Annotated in this window: 12 protein-coding genes and 1 pseudogene; 8 read left to right on the top strand and 5 right to left on the bottom strand. The window is 69.4% G+C overall.

Going from position 1 to position 14,668, the window contains the following annotated elements; all coding sequences use genetic code 11:
• The first annotated feature begins 62 nt into the window (after window positions 1-62).
• From AC1D2E_RS16930 to AC1D2E_RS16900, 7 genes are all read left to right on the top strand, one after another.
• Window positions 63-821, top strand: a complete 759-nt coding sequence (locus AC1D2E_RS16930; RefSeq protein WP_478198451.1) for a glutamine amidotransferase — start codon at window positions 63-65, stop codon at window positions 819-821.
• A 67-nt stretch (window positions 822-888) separates the two neighbouring features.
• Window positions 889-3,282 carry a penicillin acylase family protein gene (locus AC1D2E_RS16925; RefSeq protein WP_478198450.1) on the top strand — a complete coding sequence of 798 codons (2,394 nt, stop codon included), beginning with the start codon at window positions 889-891 and terminating at the stop codon, window positions 3,280-3,282.
• A gap of 117 nt (window positions 3,283-3,399) precedes the next feature.
• Window positions 3,400-4,038: a CDP-alcohol phosphatidyltransferase family protein gene (locus AC1D2E_RS16920; protein WP_478198449.1), complete on the top strand. Its 639-nt coding sequence runs from the start codon at window positions 3,400-3,402 to the stop codon at window positions 4,036-4,038.
• A gap of 297 nt (window positions 4,039-4,335) precedes the next feature.
• Window positions 4,336-6,048, top strand: coding sequence for a phospholipase D family protein (locus AC1D2E_RS16915; RefSeq protein WP_478198448.1), 1,713 nt, complete (start codon window positions 4,336-4,338; stop codon window positions 6,046-6,048).
• A 25-nt stretch (window positions 6,049-6,073) separates the two neighbouring features.
• Window positions 6,074-6,688, top strand: coding sequence for a histidine phosphatase family protein (locus AC1D2E_RS16910; RefSeq protein ID WP_478198447.1), 615 nt, complete (start codon window positions 6,074-6,076; stop codon window positions 6,686-6,688).
• 19 nt (window positions 6,689-6,707) lie between these two features.
• Complete coding sequence (locus tag AC1D2E_RS16905; RefSeq protein ID WP_478198446.1) at window positions 6,708-7,667, top strand: DnaJ C-terminal domain-containing protein; 960 nt, start codon at window positions 6,708-6,710, stop codon at window positions 7,665-7,667.
• Between the two features lie 5 nt (window positions 7,668-7,672).
• Window positions 7,673-7,993, top strand: a complete 321-nt coding sequence (locus tag AC1D2E_RS16900; protein ID WP_478198445.1) for a chaperone modulator CbpM — start codon at window positions 7,673-7,675, stop codon at window positions 7,991-7,993.
• Window positions 7,994-8,020: 27 nt separating this feature from the next.
• On the opposite strand, the pseudogene AC1D2E_RS16895 reads toward AC1D2E_RS16900, so the two are convergent.
• A pseudogene (locus tag AC1D2E_RS16895) lies at window positions 8,021-8,746 on the bottom strand (peptidase dimerization domain-containing protein); the annotation flags it as partial.
• 195 nt (window positions 8,747-8,941) lie between these two features.
• On the opposite strand from AC1D2E_RS16895, the gene AC1D2E_RS16890 reads away from it, so the two are divergent.
• Entirely contained in the window at window positions 8,942-9,751 is an 810-nt protein-coding gene (locus AC1D2E_RS16890) for a hypothetical protein (RefSeq protein ID WP_478198444.1), read from the top strand.
• A gap of 21 nt (window positions 9,752-9,772) precedes the next feature.
• On the opposite strand, the gene mmsB is transcribed toward AC1D2E_RS16890, so the two are convergent.
• The 4 genes from mmsB to AC1D2E_RS16870 form a co-directional block, all read right to left on the bottom strand.
• A complete protein-coding gene (mmsB, locus tag AC1D2E_RS16885) occupies window positions 9,773-10,657 on the bottom strand; it encodes a 3-hydroxyisobutyrate dehydrogenase (protein WP_478198443.1) in 885 nt (294 codons plus the stop codon).
• A 40-nt stretch (window positions 10,658-10,697) separates the two neighbouring features.
• Window positions 10,698-11,813, bottom strand: coding sequence for an enoyl-CoA hydratase/isomerase family protein (locus tag AC1D2E_RS16880; protein ID WP_478198442.1), 1,116 nt, complete (start codon window positions 11,811-11,813; stop codon window positions 10,698-10,700).
• Window positions 11,810-12,964 carry an acyl-CoA dehydrogenase family protein gene (locus tag AC1D2E_RS16875; RefSeq protein WP_478198441.1) on the bottom strand — a complete coding sequence of 385 codons (1,155 nt, stop codon included), beginning with the start codon at window positions 12,962-12,964 and terminating at the stop codon, window positions 11,810-11,812. Before AC1D2E_RS16875 ends, AC1D2E_RS16880 begins: the two co-directional genes overlap by 4 nt.
• A 129-nt stretch (window positions 12,965-13,093) precedes the next feature.
• On the bottom strand, window positions 13,094-14,614 hold the full coding sequence (locus AC1D2E_RS16870) for a CoA-acylating methylmalonate-semialdehyde dehydrogenase (RefSeq protein WP_478198440.1): 1,521 nt from the start codon (window positions 14,612-14,614) through the stop codon (window positions 13,094-13,096).
• Window positions 14,615-14,668: the final 54 nt, after the last annotated feature.

Genomic DNA, 14,668 nt, shown 5'->3' with positions numbered 1-14,668 from the left:
CGAACACGGTTCGGCGGCCCGCTGAAAGCGTCGTCCGGCCCGTTTGCGGCATCATCCACGGGATGGAAGACATCCCTCCCCGCCCCCTCGCGATCATCAAGGTCGGCGAGACCTTCGACGCCCTGCGTGAACAGCGCGGCGACTTCGAGCACTGGATGGCAGCGGGCCTCGGCGACACGCGGCTGCCGGTCGTCGTGCTCGACCCGCGCCGCGGCGACACGCTGCCCGGGCCCGCCCGGATCTCGGGCGCCATCGTGACCGGCTCGCACGCGATGGTCTCGCACCGCGAAGCCTGGAGCGAAGCCACCGGCGCCTGGCTCGCGCAGCTGGTCGCCCGTGGCACGCCGGTGCTCGGCATCTGCTTCGGACACCAGCTGCTGGCCGACGCGCTCGGCGGCGAGGCCGGCGACCATCCGGACGGCCTGGAGATCGGCACCGTCGAGGTCGAACTCCGCCCCGAAGCCGCCGGCGACGCGCTGATGCACGGCCTGCCCGCACGCTTCGAGGCCCACGTGGTGCATCGGCAGAGCGCGTTGCGGCTGCCCGAAGGCGCGGTCCGGCTCGCCGGCAATGCCTTCGAGCCGACCCAGGCCTTCCGCATCGGCGACAAGGCCTGGGGCCTGCAGTTCCATCCCGAGTTCGATGCCGAGGTCATGCGCGGCTATGTCGACCATCTGGGCGACGACCTGCGCCGCCAGGGCCTCGATCCGGCAGCCCTGCGCGAGCGGGTGGGCGAGACCGCGGCCGCGGCCCGGCTGCTCGGCCGCTTCGCGCAGATCGCCGAGGCGCACGACGCCTTGGCGACAGCGCCCTCGGGTTAGCACCCTTCGCAGGCCGGGGCCTGCACCCCTGTAATCGACGGCTCGTTTCCACTCCGAAGCCTCGAACATGACTCTGATCCACAGTCCGCTGGGTGCCCCGAGCGCCCTGGCCCTCGCGCTGGCCGCCCTGCTGGCCGGCTGCGCCAGCGCGCCCGCACCCGGCAGCCGCAGCGTGACGATCGAACGCACCACCTACGGCATCGCCCACATCACGGCCCCCGACTACGAGGGCGTCGCCTACGGCGCCGGCTATGCCCATGCGCAGGACAACGTCTGCCAGACCGCCCAGCACCTGCTGACCGTGCGCGGCGAACGCTCGCAGTTCCTCGGCGCGGACGGCATGGGCGAGCTCGGCCTGGGCCGCGCGAAGAATGCCGAAATCGATCTCTTCGTGCGCTCGCACATGGACGATGCGGCGCTCGCGCGTGCCGCCGCCGACCTCGGCCCCGACGTGCGCGCCTCGCTGCGCGGCTACGTCGCCGGCTACAACCGCTACCTCCAGGACGTGGGCCCGAACGGCCTGCCCGAAGCTTGCCGCGGCCAGCCCTGGGTGCGCCCGATGATCCAGGCCGACCTGGCGCGCACCACCGAAATGTCGATGATCCAGGGCGGCATCGGGGCGCTGGCCGCCGCAGTGCTCGCCGCCGCGCCGCCGGCAGCGGGAAGCAAGACTTCCGCCGCCGAGGTCGACCTGCCCCAGGCCGTGGCGGAGATCGCGCGCCACAGCTTCAACGCCAATCCGGAAGGCGGCGAGTTCGGCTCCAACGGCTGGGCCTTCGGCCGCAACGCCACGCCCGACGGCCGCGGGCTGCTGCTCGGCAATCCGCACTTCCCGTGGACCGGCACCAACCGCTTCTGGCAGCTGCACCTCACGATCCCCGGAAAGCTCGACGTCATGGGCGCCACCGGCGGCCTGAGCCCGGTGGTGTCGATCGGCTTCACCAAAGACGTGGCCTGGACCCACACGGTCTCCACCGGCAAGCGCTTCACGCTGTACGAGCTGAAACTGGATCCGGCCGACCCGACGGTCTACATCGTCGACGGCCAGCGGCGCAAGATGAGCGCCAAGACCATCGTCCTGCCCGCGGCCGCCGCACCGGGCGGCGCGCCGGCGCAGAAGACCTTCTACAGCACCGAATGGGGCCCGGTCATTTCCATGCCCCGGGCCGGCCTGGCCTGGACCGACACCAGGGCCTACGCGATCCGCGACGTCAACACGCTCAACACGCGCTCGGCCCAGAGCTGGATGCAGATGGCGCTGGCACGCAACGTGGCCGAGCTGCGCGCCGCGATGGGCAACCAGGGCATTCCGTGGATCAACACCCTCGCCGCCGATCGCGAGGGCAACGCGATGTATGCCGACTTGTCGGTGGTGCCCGACGTGTCGGCCGAACTGCTCAAGTCCTGCGCCCCGTCGCCGGCCGCCGCAGCGCTGCTCGCCGCCGCCGGCCTGCCGGTACTCGACGGCTCGCGCTCGGCCTGCGCCTGGAACCGCGACAGCGCGGCCGCCATGCCCGGCGCGATCCCGCCGGCGCGCATGCCGGTGATCGTCACGCCGGACTGGGTGCAGAACAGCAACGACAGCTTCTGGCTCAGCAACCCGGGCATCGCGGCGCCGGCCGGCATCTCGCCGCTGGTCGGCTTCACCGGGACGACGCAGCGGCTGCGCACCCGCAGCGGCATCATGCAAATCGAGGGCCGGCTGGCCGGCAGCGACGGCCTGCCCGGCAACAAGATGGGCGGCGCCGAACTGCGCAGCGTGATCTTCCGCGACAAGAACCTGGCCGGCATGCTGGTGATGGACGACCTCGCCGCCGCCTGCAGCGCCCAGGCCGCGACGCTGACGCCGGACCCGGCGCAGGGCTGCCGCGTGCTCGCGGCCTGGGACCGCACCAGCAACAGCAACTCGAAGGGCGCGCCGCTGTTCCGCGAGTTCTGGCGCAAGGCCAAGGACGTGCCGAAGGTCTGGCGCGTGCCTTTCGACCCGGCGCGTCCGGTGGTCACGCCGGCCGGCCTCGACATGGCCACGCCCGCCACGCGCGACGCGGTCTTCAAGGCGCTCGGCGACGCGGTCGGCATCGTGCGCGTGGCCGGTTTCGCGCCCGACGCGCCGCTGGCCGAGGCGCAGTACCGCATGGTGCGAGGCCAGAAGGTCACGATCCCGGGTGGGGACGAGTTCGAAGGCGTGCTCAACAAGGTCGAGAGCCAGGGCCAGCCGACCATCGATCCGAAGGGCTACAACATCAACTACGGCAGCAGCTACATCCAGACCGTGGGCTTCGACGAGCGGGGACCGGTGGCGCAGGGCCTGCTGACCTACGGCCAGAGCAGCAATCCGGCCTCGCCGCGCTCCTACGACCAATTGCCGCTCTTCTCGGCCAAGAAATGGCACCCGCTGCCCTTCCACCGTGCCGACATCGAGGCCCAGCGAGAAGGCGGCCCGCTGCAACTCGCCTACTGAGGCCCTGCCAGGCCTCGGCCCCCGGGCAGGGCCGGGGCCGTCGGCATCAGAATGCGGCTACGCTCACCGTCCCGCAGATGCGCTAAGGTGCAGCCGCAGTTCCCACAGGAAGCCCGCATGCCCACTTCGCCCTCCGCCCGCCCGCACAAGCATTTCTCGATGATTCGCGGCTTCCACCTGGCCGATGCGTTCACGCTCGGCAATGCGGCCTGCGGGGTCGGCGCCATCTTCCTGGCGATGGCCTACATGCGCAGCCAGGCGCTGGCCCATTTCCTCTGGGCCGCGGCGCTGGCGCCCGCCGCCTTCGTCTTCGACGTCTTCGACGGCCGCATCGCACGCTGGCGCCAGACCCATTCGGCGCTGGGTCGCGAACTCGACTCGCTGGCCGACGTCATCTCCTTCGGCGTGCTGCCTGCAACGCTGGCCTTCGCGGCCGGCCTCGACGGCGGCTGGGACTGCCTGCTGCTGATCTACTTCGTCTGCTGCGGCGTCAGCCGGCTGGCGCGCTACAACGTCACGGCCGAGGCGCTCTCGGAGGGCGCCGACAAGGTCAAGTATTTCGAGGGCACACCGATCCCGACCAGCGTGGTGCTGGTCGGCGTGCTGGCGCTGGCCGCCTGGCAGGGCCGTATCGGCGATGCGGTCTGGGGTGGGGCCTGGGCCCTCGGTCCCTGGCTGCTGCATCCCCTCGCCCTGCTGTTCGGGCTCTCGGGCACCTTGATGATCAGCAAGACGCTGCACATTCCCAAGCTCTGACATGAAACACCCCCCGAAGCGCCTGCGGCGCCTCCCCCCTCCAGGGGGGCGATACCGGCGGCCCGGCAAAGCCGGTTCCGCGGTATCCCTGGTATCGGACTGCGCCGGTTTCATGGGTCGTGGGTCGCGCACCGCGCGGTGGAGCCACTGAAATGAACCCCCGAAGCGCCTGCGGCGCCTCCCCCTCAGGGGGGCGATACCGGCGGCCCGGCAAAGCCGGTTCCGCGGTATCCCTGGCATTTGGCTGCGCCGGATTCACGCGTCGTGCGTCACGCCAGGCGCGGTGGAGCAACTGACATGAAACCGAGCTTTTCGATTCGAGGCCAGCACGACACGGCGTCACCCGTGCCGATGGAGGCCGCCGGGGTCGACCCCGGCCTGCCTAGAATGTCCGCACAGTCACCGCCAGAACAACGCGCCGTGTTCCCCTTCGCATCCCGCGTCCTCGTCGCCGTCCTCCTCGGCTGGCTTGTCGCGGCTTGCTCCAGCCTGCCCGCCAAGGTCGAGCGGACCGAATCGCAGGCCGTCGTCAACACCGCCGACACCCGCCTGGCCAAGGCCTTCGGCCCCGCGGTGTCGGCGCACCCGGACAAGTCCGGCATCCGTGCGCTGCCCGCCGCGGAAGACGCCTTCGCCGCCCGCATCCTGCTCGCGCGCCGTGCCGATCGCAGTCTCGACCTGCAGTACTACATCTGGCGCAACGACATCACCGGAAAGCTCATGTGGCAGGCGCTGTGGGACGCGGCCGAGCGTGGCGTGCGCGTGCGCGTGCTGCTCGACGATGCCAACACCGGCGGACTCGACCCGATGCTGGCCGCGCTCGACGCCCATCCCAACATCGAGGTCCGGCTCTTCAACCCGTTCGCGAACCGGCGCTTCCGGGCCGGCGACTTCGTATTCGACTTCTCGCGCATCAACCGGCGCATGCACAACAAGTCCTTCACGGCCGACAACCAGTTGTCGATCGTCGGCGGCCGCAACATCGGCGACGAGTACTTCGGCGCCAACATGGAACTCGGCTTCCAGGACCTCGACGTGGTGGCGGTCGGGCCCGTGGTGCGCGAGGTCTCGAGCGCCTTCGACCTGTTCTGGAACAGCGCCTCGGCCTATCCGGCCGCGAGCGTGCTGGAGCCGCCGGACCCGGACGCCAGGGCCGGCCTGCAGTCGAGCTGGGACCAGGTGCGGCGCGACCCGCAGGCCCAGCGCTACCTCGAGGCGGTGCGCCAGACCCCGCTGGTGCGCGAAATCGACGACGGCCACCTCACGCTCGAATGGACCACGGCGCACGTCGTCCACGACAACCCTGCCAAGGTGCTCGAATCGACCGACCGCAGCGACCTCCAGATGATGCCGCTACTGGTCGCCGCCTTCGGTGATCCGAAGCGCGAGCTGGACCTGGTCTCGCCCTACTTCGTGCCGGGCAAGGACGGCACGAAGTCGCTGGTGGCGATGGCCAGTTCGGGCATCCAGGTGCGCGTGCTGACCAACTCGCTGGCGGCCACCGATGTCAGCGCGGTCCATGCCGGCTACAGCAAGTACCGCAAGCAACTGCTCGAGGGCGGCGTGCGGGTCTACGAGCTGAAGCCCGGCGACGCGGTGCCGCCGCCCGACAAGGACAGGGCCGGGGACGCGGACCGATCGCGCGGTCTGCCGGGAAGCGGAAGCGCCGGCAGTTCAGCGTCCAGCCTGCACGCCAAGACCTTCGGGGTCGACCGCGAGCGCATCTTCGTCGGCTCCTTCAACCTCGATCCGCGATCCGCCCGGCTCAACACCGAGATGGGCGTGATCATCGACAGCCCGCAGCTGTCGGGCCATCTGGCCCGGCAGCTCGACACCGTGATCCCGGGCAAGGCCTTCGAAGTGCGGTTGCAGGCCGACCGAAACGGCCTGGAATGGATCGAGCGCGGCCCGGAGGGCGAGACGCGCTACACCACCGAGCCCGGGTCCGGCGCCCTCAAGCGCTCGTGGATCAACTTGCTCGAAGTGCTGCCGTTCGAATGGCTGCTCTAACCTTTGCGATCCGAGAACCGAATCGATGAATCCCGGCCTGCTCCAACTCGCCACCCTGGCCGCAGCGCGGCCGCTCTCGCCGGCCTGCGAGCACTTCTATTTCCTGCGCCATGGCCAGACCGAATGCAATGCGCGCCGCATCTTCCAGGCCACCGACGAGCCCCTCAGCGCCCTGGGCCTGCAGCAGGCGGCGCGCGCCGCCGAGCTGCTGGCCGGCGAGCCGATCCGCAGCATCGTCAGCAGCAACGTACATCGGGCACTGACCACCGCGCACACGGTGGCGGCRCCGCACGGCATTGCGCCGCTGGTGCACGAGGGCTTGCGCGAGCGCCACTTCGGCGCGCTGATCGGAACCTCGTCGGCCAACATCGACTGGGCCTGCGCGCCCGAGGGCGGCGAGACCCTGCCGGAATTCGTCGATCGCAAGCGCGCCGCGCTCGACCTGGCGCTGGCCCAGCCGGGGCCGGTGCTGGTGGTGGCACACGGCGGCTCGCTCTACGTGCTGGCGGCGCTGCTCGGCGTGCCGATCGACATGGACCTGCTCGGCAACGCGCAGCCGCTGCGCTTCGAGCGGGACGGCATCGCCTGGCGCGTCAAGGCGCTGCTGCAGCAAGTCGACGGCGGCGGCGCCATCGCCTGAACAATCTTCACGGATCACCATGGACTTCAAGGACTACTACAAGACGCTCGGCCTGCAGCGTGGGGCCTCGGAGGAGGAGGTCCGAAAGGCCTACCGCAAGCTGGCGCGCAAGTACCATCCCGACGTCAGCAAGGAGTCCGACGCCGACCAGCGCATGCGCGAGATCAACGAAGCCAACGACGTGTTGCGCGACAAGGAGAAGCGCGCCGCCTACGACCAGCTGGCCGACCACGTGGCGCGCGGCGGCAGTCCCGACGGCAGCTTCCGGCCGCCGCCGAACTGGGACGAGGGCTTCGAGTTCCACCGCGGACCGAACCAGGGGCCGGCCGACCATGCGGAGTTCAGCGAGTTCTTCTCCTCGCTGTTCGGCGCCGCCGAGCGGCGTGGCGCCGAACGGCGCAACTACCGCGCCCGCGGCGAGGATCACCACGCCGCCATCGAGATCGCGCTGGAAGACGCAATCAATGGCGCCGAGCGCGAGATCACGCTGCGCTCGCAGGAATTCGACGCCCAGGGCCAACCCGAGTTCAAGACCCGGACGCTGAGCGTGAAGATCCCGCCCGGCGTGCATCCGGGCCAGTACATCCGGCTCGCAGGCCAGGGCATGCCGGGCCATGGCGGCGAGCCGGCCGGCGACCTGTACCTCGAAGTCCGCATCGCGCCGCACAAGCTCTACCGCGTCGAAGATCGCGATCTCTACATGACGCTGCCGATCACGCCGACCGAAGGCGCGCTCGGCGCGCAGGTCAAGGTGCCGACACCGGGCGGTGGCGTGGTCGAGGTCACGGTGCCGCCCAAGGCGCGCAATGGACTCAAGCTGCGGCTGAAGGAGCGCGGCCTGCCAGGAAAGCCACCGGGCCATCTGTACCTGCTGCTGGAGATCGCCTTGCCGCCGGCCGACACCGACGCCGCGCGCAAGGCCTACGAGCAACTCGCGCAGGCCGCACCCTTCGATCCGCGCCGCCATCTCGGAGTTTGACGATCATGACTTCCTCCGTTTCCATCACGACCCTGAGCGCCTTGCACCCCCTGGCCGCCATCGAACTCGCGCATGCCTGCGGTGCGCAGATCGAATGGGTGGTCCAGCTGGTCGAGGTCGGCATCATCGAATCGCGGACACCGGCCGAACGGCCGGACGACTGGCGCTTTCATGGCAGCGACCTGCAAAGCGCGCTCGAAGCCCGGCGGCTCGAGCGCGACTTCGGCGTCGGGCTCGAGGCCGCGGCGCTGATCCTCGACCTGGAGCACGAGGTGCGGCGCCTCAAGGGCGTGCTGCGGGCGCAGGGGCTGGGGCGCGAGATCTGAGGGCGCGGGTGCCGCGCCCTCGAGCGCCTACTGCATCGTCTTCAGATTCCCGATCCGCACCAGCATCTCGGTGAACATCTGCATGTCGGCATCGAGGTCGGCGAGTTCCTTGTATTCCTTCGCGTTGTGCGCCGTGTACTTCTTGCCGGGCATGGCCGGTCCGAAGTTGATCGCGTTCGGCATCAGCTTGGCGGTGGTGCTGCCCGCGGTCGGCACCGGCTTCGCTTCGAGGCCGGTCGTGTCGCCGAAGATGTTGAGCAAGGTCGCGAGCCAGGCGCCCTTCGGGTCGCGCGCCATCCAGTCGCCCTGCTGGTAGTCGATCTCGATCCGGGCCTGGCTCGCCGCCGCCCAGTCGTTGACCTTGTCCTTGATGGCGGTGGTGAGTTTCTCCGGCGTGTTGCCGCGCGGCATGCGCACGTTGGCAGTCACCTCGAGCTTGCCGTCCTTCTCGCGGATCAGGTTCGGCGACATCGTCAGCGGGCCCATGAAGTCGTCCTGGTAGCCGACGCCCATCTTCTCGCCGAGGTAGCCCGTGCCGTACAGGTCGACCAGGTAGCGCACGGCCTTGGTGTAATGGTTGCCCGCCGTCACCACGCCGGACTCCTGCAGGAACAGCGCCAGCCGCGGCAGCGGGTTGACGCCCTCCTCGGGCCGCGAGCCGTGCGCCGACACGCCCGTGACCTTGACCTCGACGCTGTCGTCGCCCTTCGCGATGTCGATGCCGAACTTGCCGCCCTGGTCCTCGTACTCCGCCGGCATGGCGAAGGCCAGCGCCAGGCTCATCGAGAGAATGGAGACAGTGCTTCGATTCATGGCGAGAATCCGGCGTGAAATACAGGGGCACGGGCGTGCCAGTCTACGGCCGCTCGAAGTAGGTGGCGACTGGCAGACATCGCGATGCCGGGAATGGAAAGTGCAGGTTTGCATTCTGATGCCCGAGGAGCTTCGATGCCGGTGATCTGTCCCGTCTGCCAAACCGAAAATCGCGACGCCGCGATGTTCTGCCATGGCTGTGCCCGCAAGTTGCCCGGCTTCACGGCCACCGGTCCCTCGCTGCTGGACGGCCTGCGAGGCAGGCGGTCGGCCGCGGCGGCGTTGCGCGCCGCGAGCAATCCCTCCGACATGGGGCCGCAGAATGCGCCACGCCGGTTCTGGGTCGGACTTGGCGCGCTGATGCTCGCCGTGGCCCTGGCCTTCGGCGGCTGGTTCGGCTACGTGACCCGGAAGCTGCCCGCACCCACGCCCGGCGCGGCGCCGGTTGCCGTCACGCCGCCGCAGCCCCGGCAGCCGCCCGAAGCGCCGAGCCCGTCCGAGACGGTCCCGCTCGGTTCATCGCTGGGGGCCGGCGAGACAGCGGTGGCGGCCACCCCGCCCAGGATGCCCTCGGAGGGAGTCGCACAGGCACCCGCGCCGACGCCGGCGACGCCCGGGGCGCCGCTCCAGCGCCGGCCGGCACCCGCTCCGGCCACGTCGACCGCCCCGGCGATGATCGCGCCAATCGCGCCCATCGCGCCAATCGCGCCAATCGCGCCCATCGCGCCGATCGCGCCAATCGCGCCGATCGCTCCGGTCGCGCCGCCGCGCGCCGCCGCCGTCGATCCGCGCCAGGGTTGCCGGAACCTCAATTTCTTCGCTGCCGCACGCTGCGAAGCCGCGCATTGCGACCAACCCGCCTACAACCGCCATCCGCGCTGCGACGCGGTGCGGGCAGACCGCCGGCGCGACGAGGCGCGGCGCAATCCGATGCTGGGAACCTGAGGCTGCCGACGGCGGCGCCGCTCAGTGCTTCTGCACCAGCTTGATCACGCTCGAAAAATCCAGCGCCCCATGACCGGCCAGGCTGTGCGCGGCATAGAGATTGCGCGCCAGCCCGCCGAGCGGCGTCGCGGCCCGGACCGCGGCCGCGTTCTCCTGCGCCAGGCCGAGGTCCTTCAGCATCAGGTCGGTGCCGAAACCGCCCGCATAGCCCTTGGAGGCCGGCACGTTCTCCATCACGCCCGGCAGCGGGTTGTATTTCTCGAGCGCCCAGTTGCCGCCCGAGCTGCGCCGCATGATCTCGGACAGCACCTTCGGATCGAGCCCGTTGGCGACGCCCAGCGCGATCGCCTCCGAGGTGCCGATCATCAGGATGCCGAGCAGCATGTTGTTGCAGATCTTGGCGGTCTGGCCGGCACCGGCGGCACCCGCGTGGAAGATGTTGGCGCCCATCTTCTCGAGCACCGGCCGCGCGCGTTCGAGCTCGGCTTCGGAGCCGCCGACCATGAAGGTCAGCGTGCCCGCGATCGCGCCGCCGGTGCCGCCCGACACCGGTGCATCGATCACCGCCACGCCGCGCTTGGCACCCGCCTCGGCCAGCTTGCGCGAGGTCGCGGCGGCAATGGTGCTGCTGTCGATCACCAGCGTGCCGGACGCGATCTTGTCGAGCAGGCCATCGCTGCCGAGATAGAGGCCTTCGACGTGCGCGCTGGCCGGCAGCATGCTGATCACCACTTCGGCGCCAGCCACGGCCTCGGCCGCCGAGGCGGCGACGGCCAAGCCCTCGGCCGCGAATTTCTTGCAGGCTTCGGCCGAAAGGTCGAAGGCGCTCAGCGTGTGGCCGGCCTTGCGCAGGTTGAGGGCCATCGGGCCGCCCATGTTGCCGAGGCCGATGAAAGCGATCTTCATGTCGTGTGTCTCCGTTCTTGCGTGAATGCTTGCAGCGTGCTCAGGTGAGCGACAACAGTTCGGGCGCCATCTGGCCGCGGGGACGCAGATGGTCTTCGATGAAAGCCGGCGTGATCTCTTCGAGCGTGGCCGGGTTCCACCTCGGATTGCGGTCCTTGTCGACCAGCACCGCGCGGATGCCCTCGGCGAAGTCCTTGTGGGCGCAGAAGCCCAGCGACGCCCAATACTCGAGGCGGAACACCTCGGCCAGCGACATGCGCTGCACGCGCTGCCACAGCGCGAAGCTCAGGGCGGCCGAGCTCGGCGCGCCCTTGGCGAAGGTCTTGGCGGCGGTCTGCAGCCACGGGTCTTCGCTTTGCAAATTGCGCAGCCGCTTCGCGATGTCGAGCAGGTCGTCGCCGGCCATCAGCGCGTTGATCGTGTCGAAGTGCTCGCGCAGCTTCGACGGCGGGCGCTCGGCGCCCTCGCCCGCCTGCGCCAGCAGGCGCGACAGCGTGGCCCGGTCGGCCTGCGACTGCGACCGCCATGCAGTCGAAGCGATCGCGTCGAGCAGCTGCGCCTTCCTGTCGTGCGGCACCATCAGGTCGGCCAGGCCGCAGAAGATCGCGTCCGCCGCATTCAGCGGCGCGGCCGTCAGCGCAAGGAACAGACCGACACGGCCCGGCATGCGCCGCAGGAACCAGCTGCCGCCGACGTCGGGGTACAGGCCGATGTTGATCTCGGGCATCGCGACGCGGCTCTGCGCAGTCACCACGCGGTGCGAGGCCCCCGCCATCAAGCCGACGCCGCCGCCCATCACGATGCCGTGGCCCCAGCACAGGAAGGGCTTCGGAAAGGTGTGGATCAGGTAGTCGAGCTCGTATTCTTCGCCGAAGAAGTGCTCGGCGTATTCGTTCCGCTCAGGTCCGCAGTCGCGCAGCGTCTGGTAGAGCTGGCGCAGGTCGCCGCCGGCGCAGAAGGACTTCTCGCCGGCGGCATCGAGCAGCACGCCGACGATGCCCGGGTCCCCGGCCCATTCACGCAGCTTCGGCGTCAACAGCCGCACCATGTCGACGGACAGCGAGTTGAGCGAAGCCCGCACGTTGAGCGTGGCAACGCCGAAGCGCTCGCCGTTGGCGGCCTTGATTTCGTTGAAGAGAATGACGGAGTCGGTCATCGGATGTCGCAATCGCCTTCGAAAAGTTTGCGCGCGACGATCACGCGCATGATTTCATTGGTGCCTTCGAGTATCTGATGCACGCGCGCGTCGCGCACCAGCCGCTCGAGCGGAAATTCGCTCAGGTAGCCGTAGCCGCCGTGCAGCTGCAGCGCGTCGTTGCAGACGTTGAAGCCGGCATCGGTCGCGAAGCGCTTGGCCATCGCGCAATAGGTGCTGGCGTCGGCATGGCCGGCGTCGAGCTTGCTCGCGGCCAACCGCACCATCTGCCGCGCCGCGACCAGTTCGGTCGCCATGTCGGCCAGCTTGAACTGCAGCGCCTGGAAGCTCGCCAGCGGCTTGCCGAACTGCTGGCGCTCGTGCAGGTAGCGCCGGGCCGCGTCGAGCGCGCCCTGCGCCGCGCCGACCGAGCAGGTCGCGATGTTGATGCGCCCGCCGTCGAGCCCCTTCATCGCAATGCGGAAGCCCTCGCCTTCGCTGCCGAGCAGGTTCTCGGCCGGCACCCGCACGTCGTCGAAGTCGATGGTGCGCGTGGGCTGGCTGTTCCAGCCCATCTTGTGCTCTTTCTTGCCGTAGCGGATGCCGGGCGCATCCGCAGGCACCGCCAGCGCCGAGATGCCGCCCGCGCCGCCACCGCCGGTGCGCGCCATCAGCACCAGCACGTCGGTCGCGCCGGCGCCCGAGATGAAGGCCTTGCCGCCGTTGATGACGTACTCGCCGCCCTGCAGTTCGGCCCGCGTCTTGAGCGAAGCGGCGTCCGACCCGGCACCGGGCTCGGTCAGGCAGTACGAGGCCAGCTTGCGCCCGCTGGTCAGGTCCGCGCCCCATCGCTCGCGCACGGCCGGGCCACCCCAGGTGCCGAGCATCCAGGTCGCCATGTTGTGGATGGTGATGAAGGCCGTGGTCGACGGATCGATCGCGGCCATCTCCTCGAACACCAGCGTGGCATCGAGGCGCGGCAGCGCCAACCCCTCGATGCTTTCAGGAGCGTAGAGGCCGCAGAATCCCAACTCGCCCGCCTTGGCGATGGCTTCCTTCGGGAAGATCGCCTCGGCGTCCCAGCGCGCCGCGTGCGGCGCGAATTCGTTCAGTGCAAAGTCGCGCGCCGTCTGGGCGAAGGCGCGCTGCTCTTCCGAAAGTTCAAAGTTCATGACGATCGGCAGAAAGCTCGCAGCCTAATCGGGAAACACCGCGGAACCGGCTTTGCCGGGCCGCTGGTGTTGCCCCCGGCAGGGGGTGGGCGCCCGGACACGAAGTGCCGGGCAACCTGGGGGCGAGCCTCATTTCAGGCTGATCGTGGTGTTGAGGCCGTGCGCCGTGCTGTCGTCGAACCAGCGCGACGTCACCGTCTTGGTCTGCGTATAGAACAGGATCACCTGCTTGCCGTACGGCCCCAGGTCGCCGAGCTTGGAAGCGCGCGAGCCCGTGAACGAGAACATCGGCACCGGCACCGGGATCGGCACGTTGATGCCGACCTGGCCGACATCGATGTCTTCCTGGAAGCGGCGCGCCGCGGCACCCGACTGCGTGAAGATCGCAGTGCCGTTGCCGTTCGGATTGGCGTTGATCATCTCGATCGCCTCGTCGATGCTGTCGGCGTTGGCCAGACACAGCACCGGGCCGAAGATTTCCTGGTCGTAGATCGTCATGCCGGGCTTGACGTCGGCGAACACCGTCGGGCCGACGAAGTTGCCCTTCTCGTAGCCGGGCACCGTGGGCTTGCGGCCGTCGAGCGCCAGGGTCGCGCCGTCGGCCACGCCGCGTTCGATCAGGCCGTTGACGCGGTCGTAGGCCGCGCACGACACCAGCGGGCCGACGTCGACGCCCTTCTCGGTGCCGGCGCCGATCTTCAGCGTCTTGGCCTTCTCGACCAGTTCGGGCACCCACTTCTGGGCCTCGCCGACCAGCACCGCGACCGACACCGCCATGCAGCGCTGGCCCGCGGCGCCGAAGCTCGCGCCGGCCAGTGCGTTGAGCGTTTGCTCCTTGTTGGCGTCGGGCATCACGATGGCGTGGTTCTTCGCGCCCATCATGCATTGCACCCGCTTGCCGGCCAGCGTGGCGCGGTTGTAGACATGGGTGCCGACCTTGGTCGAGCCGACGAAGGAGATCGCCTTGATGTCCTTGTGGTCGCAGATCGCGTTGACCACCGCCTCGCCGCCGTGCACGACGTTGAGCACGCCGGCCGGAATGCCCGCCTGCAGCGCCAGTTCGCACAGGCGCATCGTGACCATCGGGTCCTGCTCGGAGGGCTTCAGCACGAAGGTGTTGCCGGTGACGATCGCCATCGGGAACATCCACAGCGGGATCATCGCGGGAAAGTTGAAGGGCGTGATGCCGGCGCAGACGCCGAGCGGCTGCAGCAGCGTGTAGGTGTCGACGCCGTTGGCGACGTTGTTGGCCATCTCGCCGAGCTGCAGGTTGCCGATGGCGGCCGCATGCTCGACCACTTCGAGGCCGCGGAACACGTCACCCTCGGCGTCCGGCAGCGTCTTGCCTTGCTCGGCCGTGAGGATCGCGGCCAGCTCGGCCATGTTCTCGCGAATCAATTGCTGGTACTTGAGGAAGATGCGGGCGCGTGCGCCGATCGGCGTCTTGCGCCAGGTCTTGAAAGCTTCCTTGGCGGAAGCGACCGCGGCATCGACCTCGGCCGGCGTCGCGAACGGCACCTTGGCGAGCACTTCCTGCGTGGCCGGATTGACGATGTCGCGCCATTCGGTGGTCTTCGACTCGACGAACTTGCCGCCGATGAGCAGCTTGACAGTGGCGACCTGGGTCGCGGGGGTGGTGGTGGCGTCCATGTGAACTTGTCTCCTTGGAATGGGGGTCTTCAGCGACTGATGCTAGCTTTGCAC

It is taken from the genome of Variovorax sp. P1_H2, assembly GCF_056405295.1.
The sequence above is the reverse complement of the archived record's forward strand: the minus strand, read 5'-3'. Positions and strand labels throughout refer to the sequence as shown.

What these genes read in the sequence shown, in the direction of transcription:
- AC1D2E_RS16905 (WP_478198446.1), top strand. Translation starts at nt 6,708, where the DNA reads ATGGACTTCAAGGACTACTACAAGACGCTCGGCCTGCAGCGTGGGGCC.
- AC1D2E_RS16890 (WP_478198444.1), top strand. Translation starts at nt 8,942, where the DNA reads ATGCCGGTGATCTGTCCCGTCTGCCAAACCGAAAATCGCGACGCCGCG.
- AC1D2E_RS16870 (WP_478198440.1), bottom strand. Translation starts at nt 14,614, where the DNA reads ATGGACGCCACCACCACCCCCGCGACCCAGGTCGCCACTGTCAAGCTG.
- mmsB (WP_478198443.1), bottom strand. Translation starts at nt 10,657, where the DNA reads ATGAAGATCGCTTTCATCGGCCTCGGCAACATGGGCGGCCCGATGGCC.
- AC1D2E_RS16925 (WP_478198450.1), top strand. Translation starts at nt 889, where the DNA reads ATGACTCTGATCCACAGTCCGCTGGGTGCCCCGAGCGCCCTGGCCCTC.
- AC1D2E_RS16880 (WP_478198442.1), bottom strand. Translation starts at nt 11,813, where the DNA reads ATGACCGACTCCGTCATTCTCTTCAACGAAATCAAGGCCGCCAACGGC.
- AC1D2E_RS16920 (WP_478198449.1), top strand. Translation starts at nt 3,400, where the DNA reads ATGCCCACTTCGCCCTCCGCCCGCCCGCACAAGCATTTCTCGATGATT.
- AC1D2E_RS16930 (WP_478198451.1), top strand. Translation starts at nt 63, where the DNA reads ATGGAAGACATCCCTCCCCGCCCCCTCGCGATCATCAAGGTCGGCGAG.
- AC1D2E_RS16900 (WP_478198445.1), top strand. Translation starts at nt 7,673, where the DNA reads ATGACTTCCTCCGTTTCCATCACGACCCTGAGCGCCTTGCACCCCCTG.
- AC1D2E_RS16915 (WP_478198448.1), top strand. Translation starts at nt 4,336, where the DNA reads ATGAAACCGAGCTTTTCGATTCGAGGCCAGCACGACACGGCGTCACCC.
- AC1D2E_RS16875 (WP_478198441.1), bottom strand. Translation starts at nt 12,964, where the DNA reads ATGAACTTTGAACTTTCGGAAGAGCAGCGCGCCTTCGCCCAGACGGCG.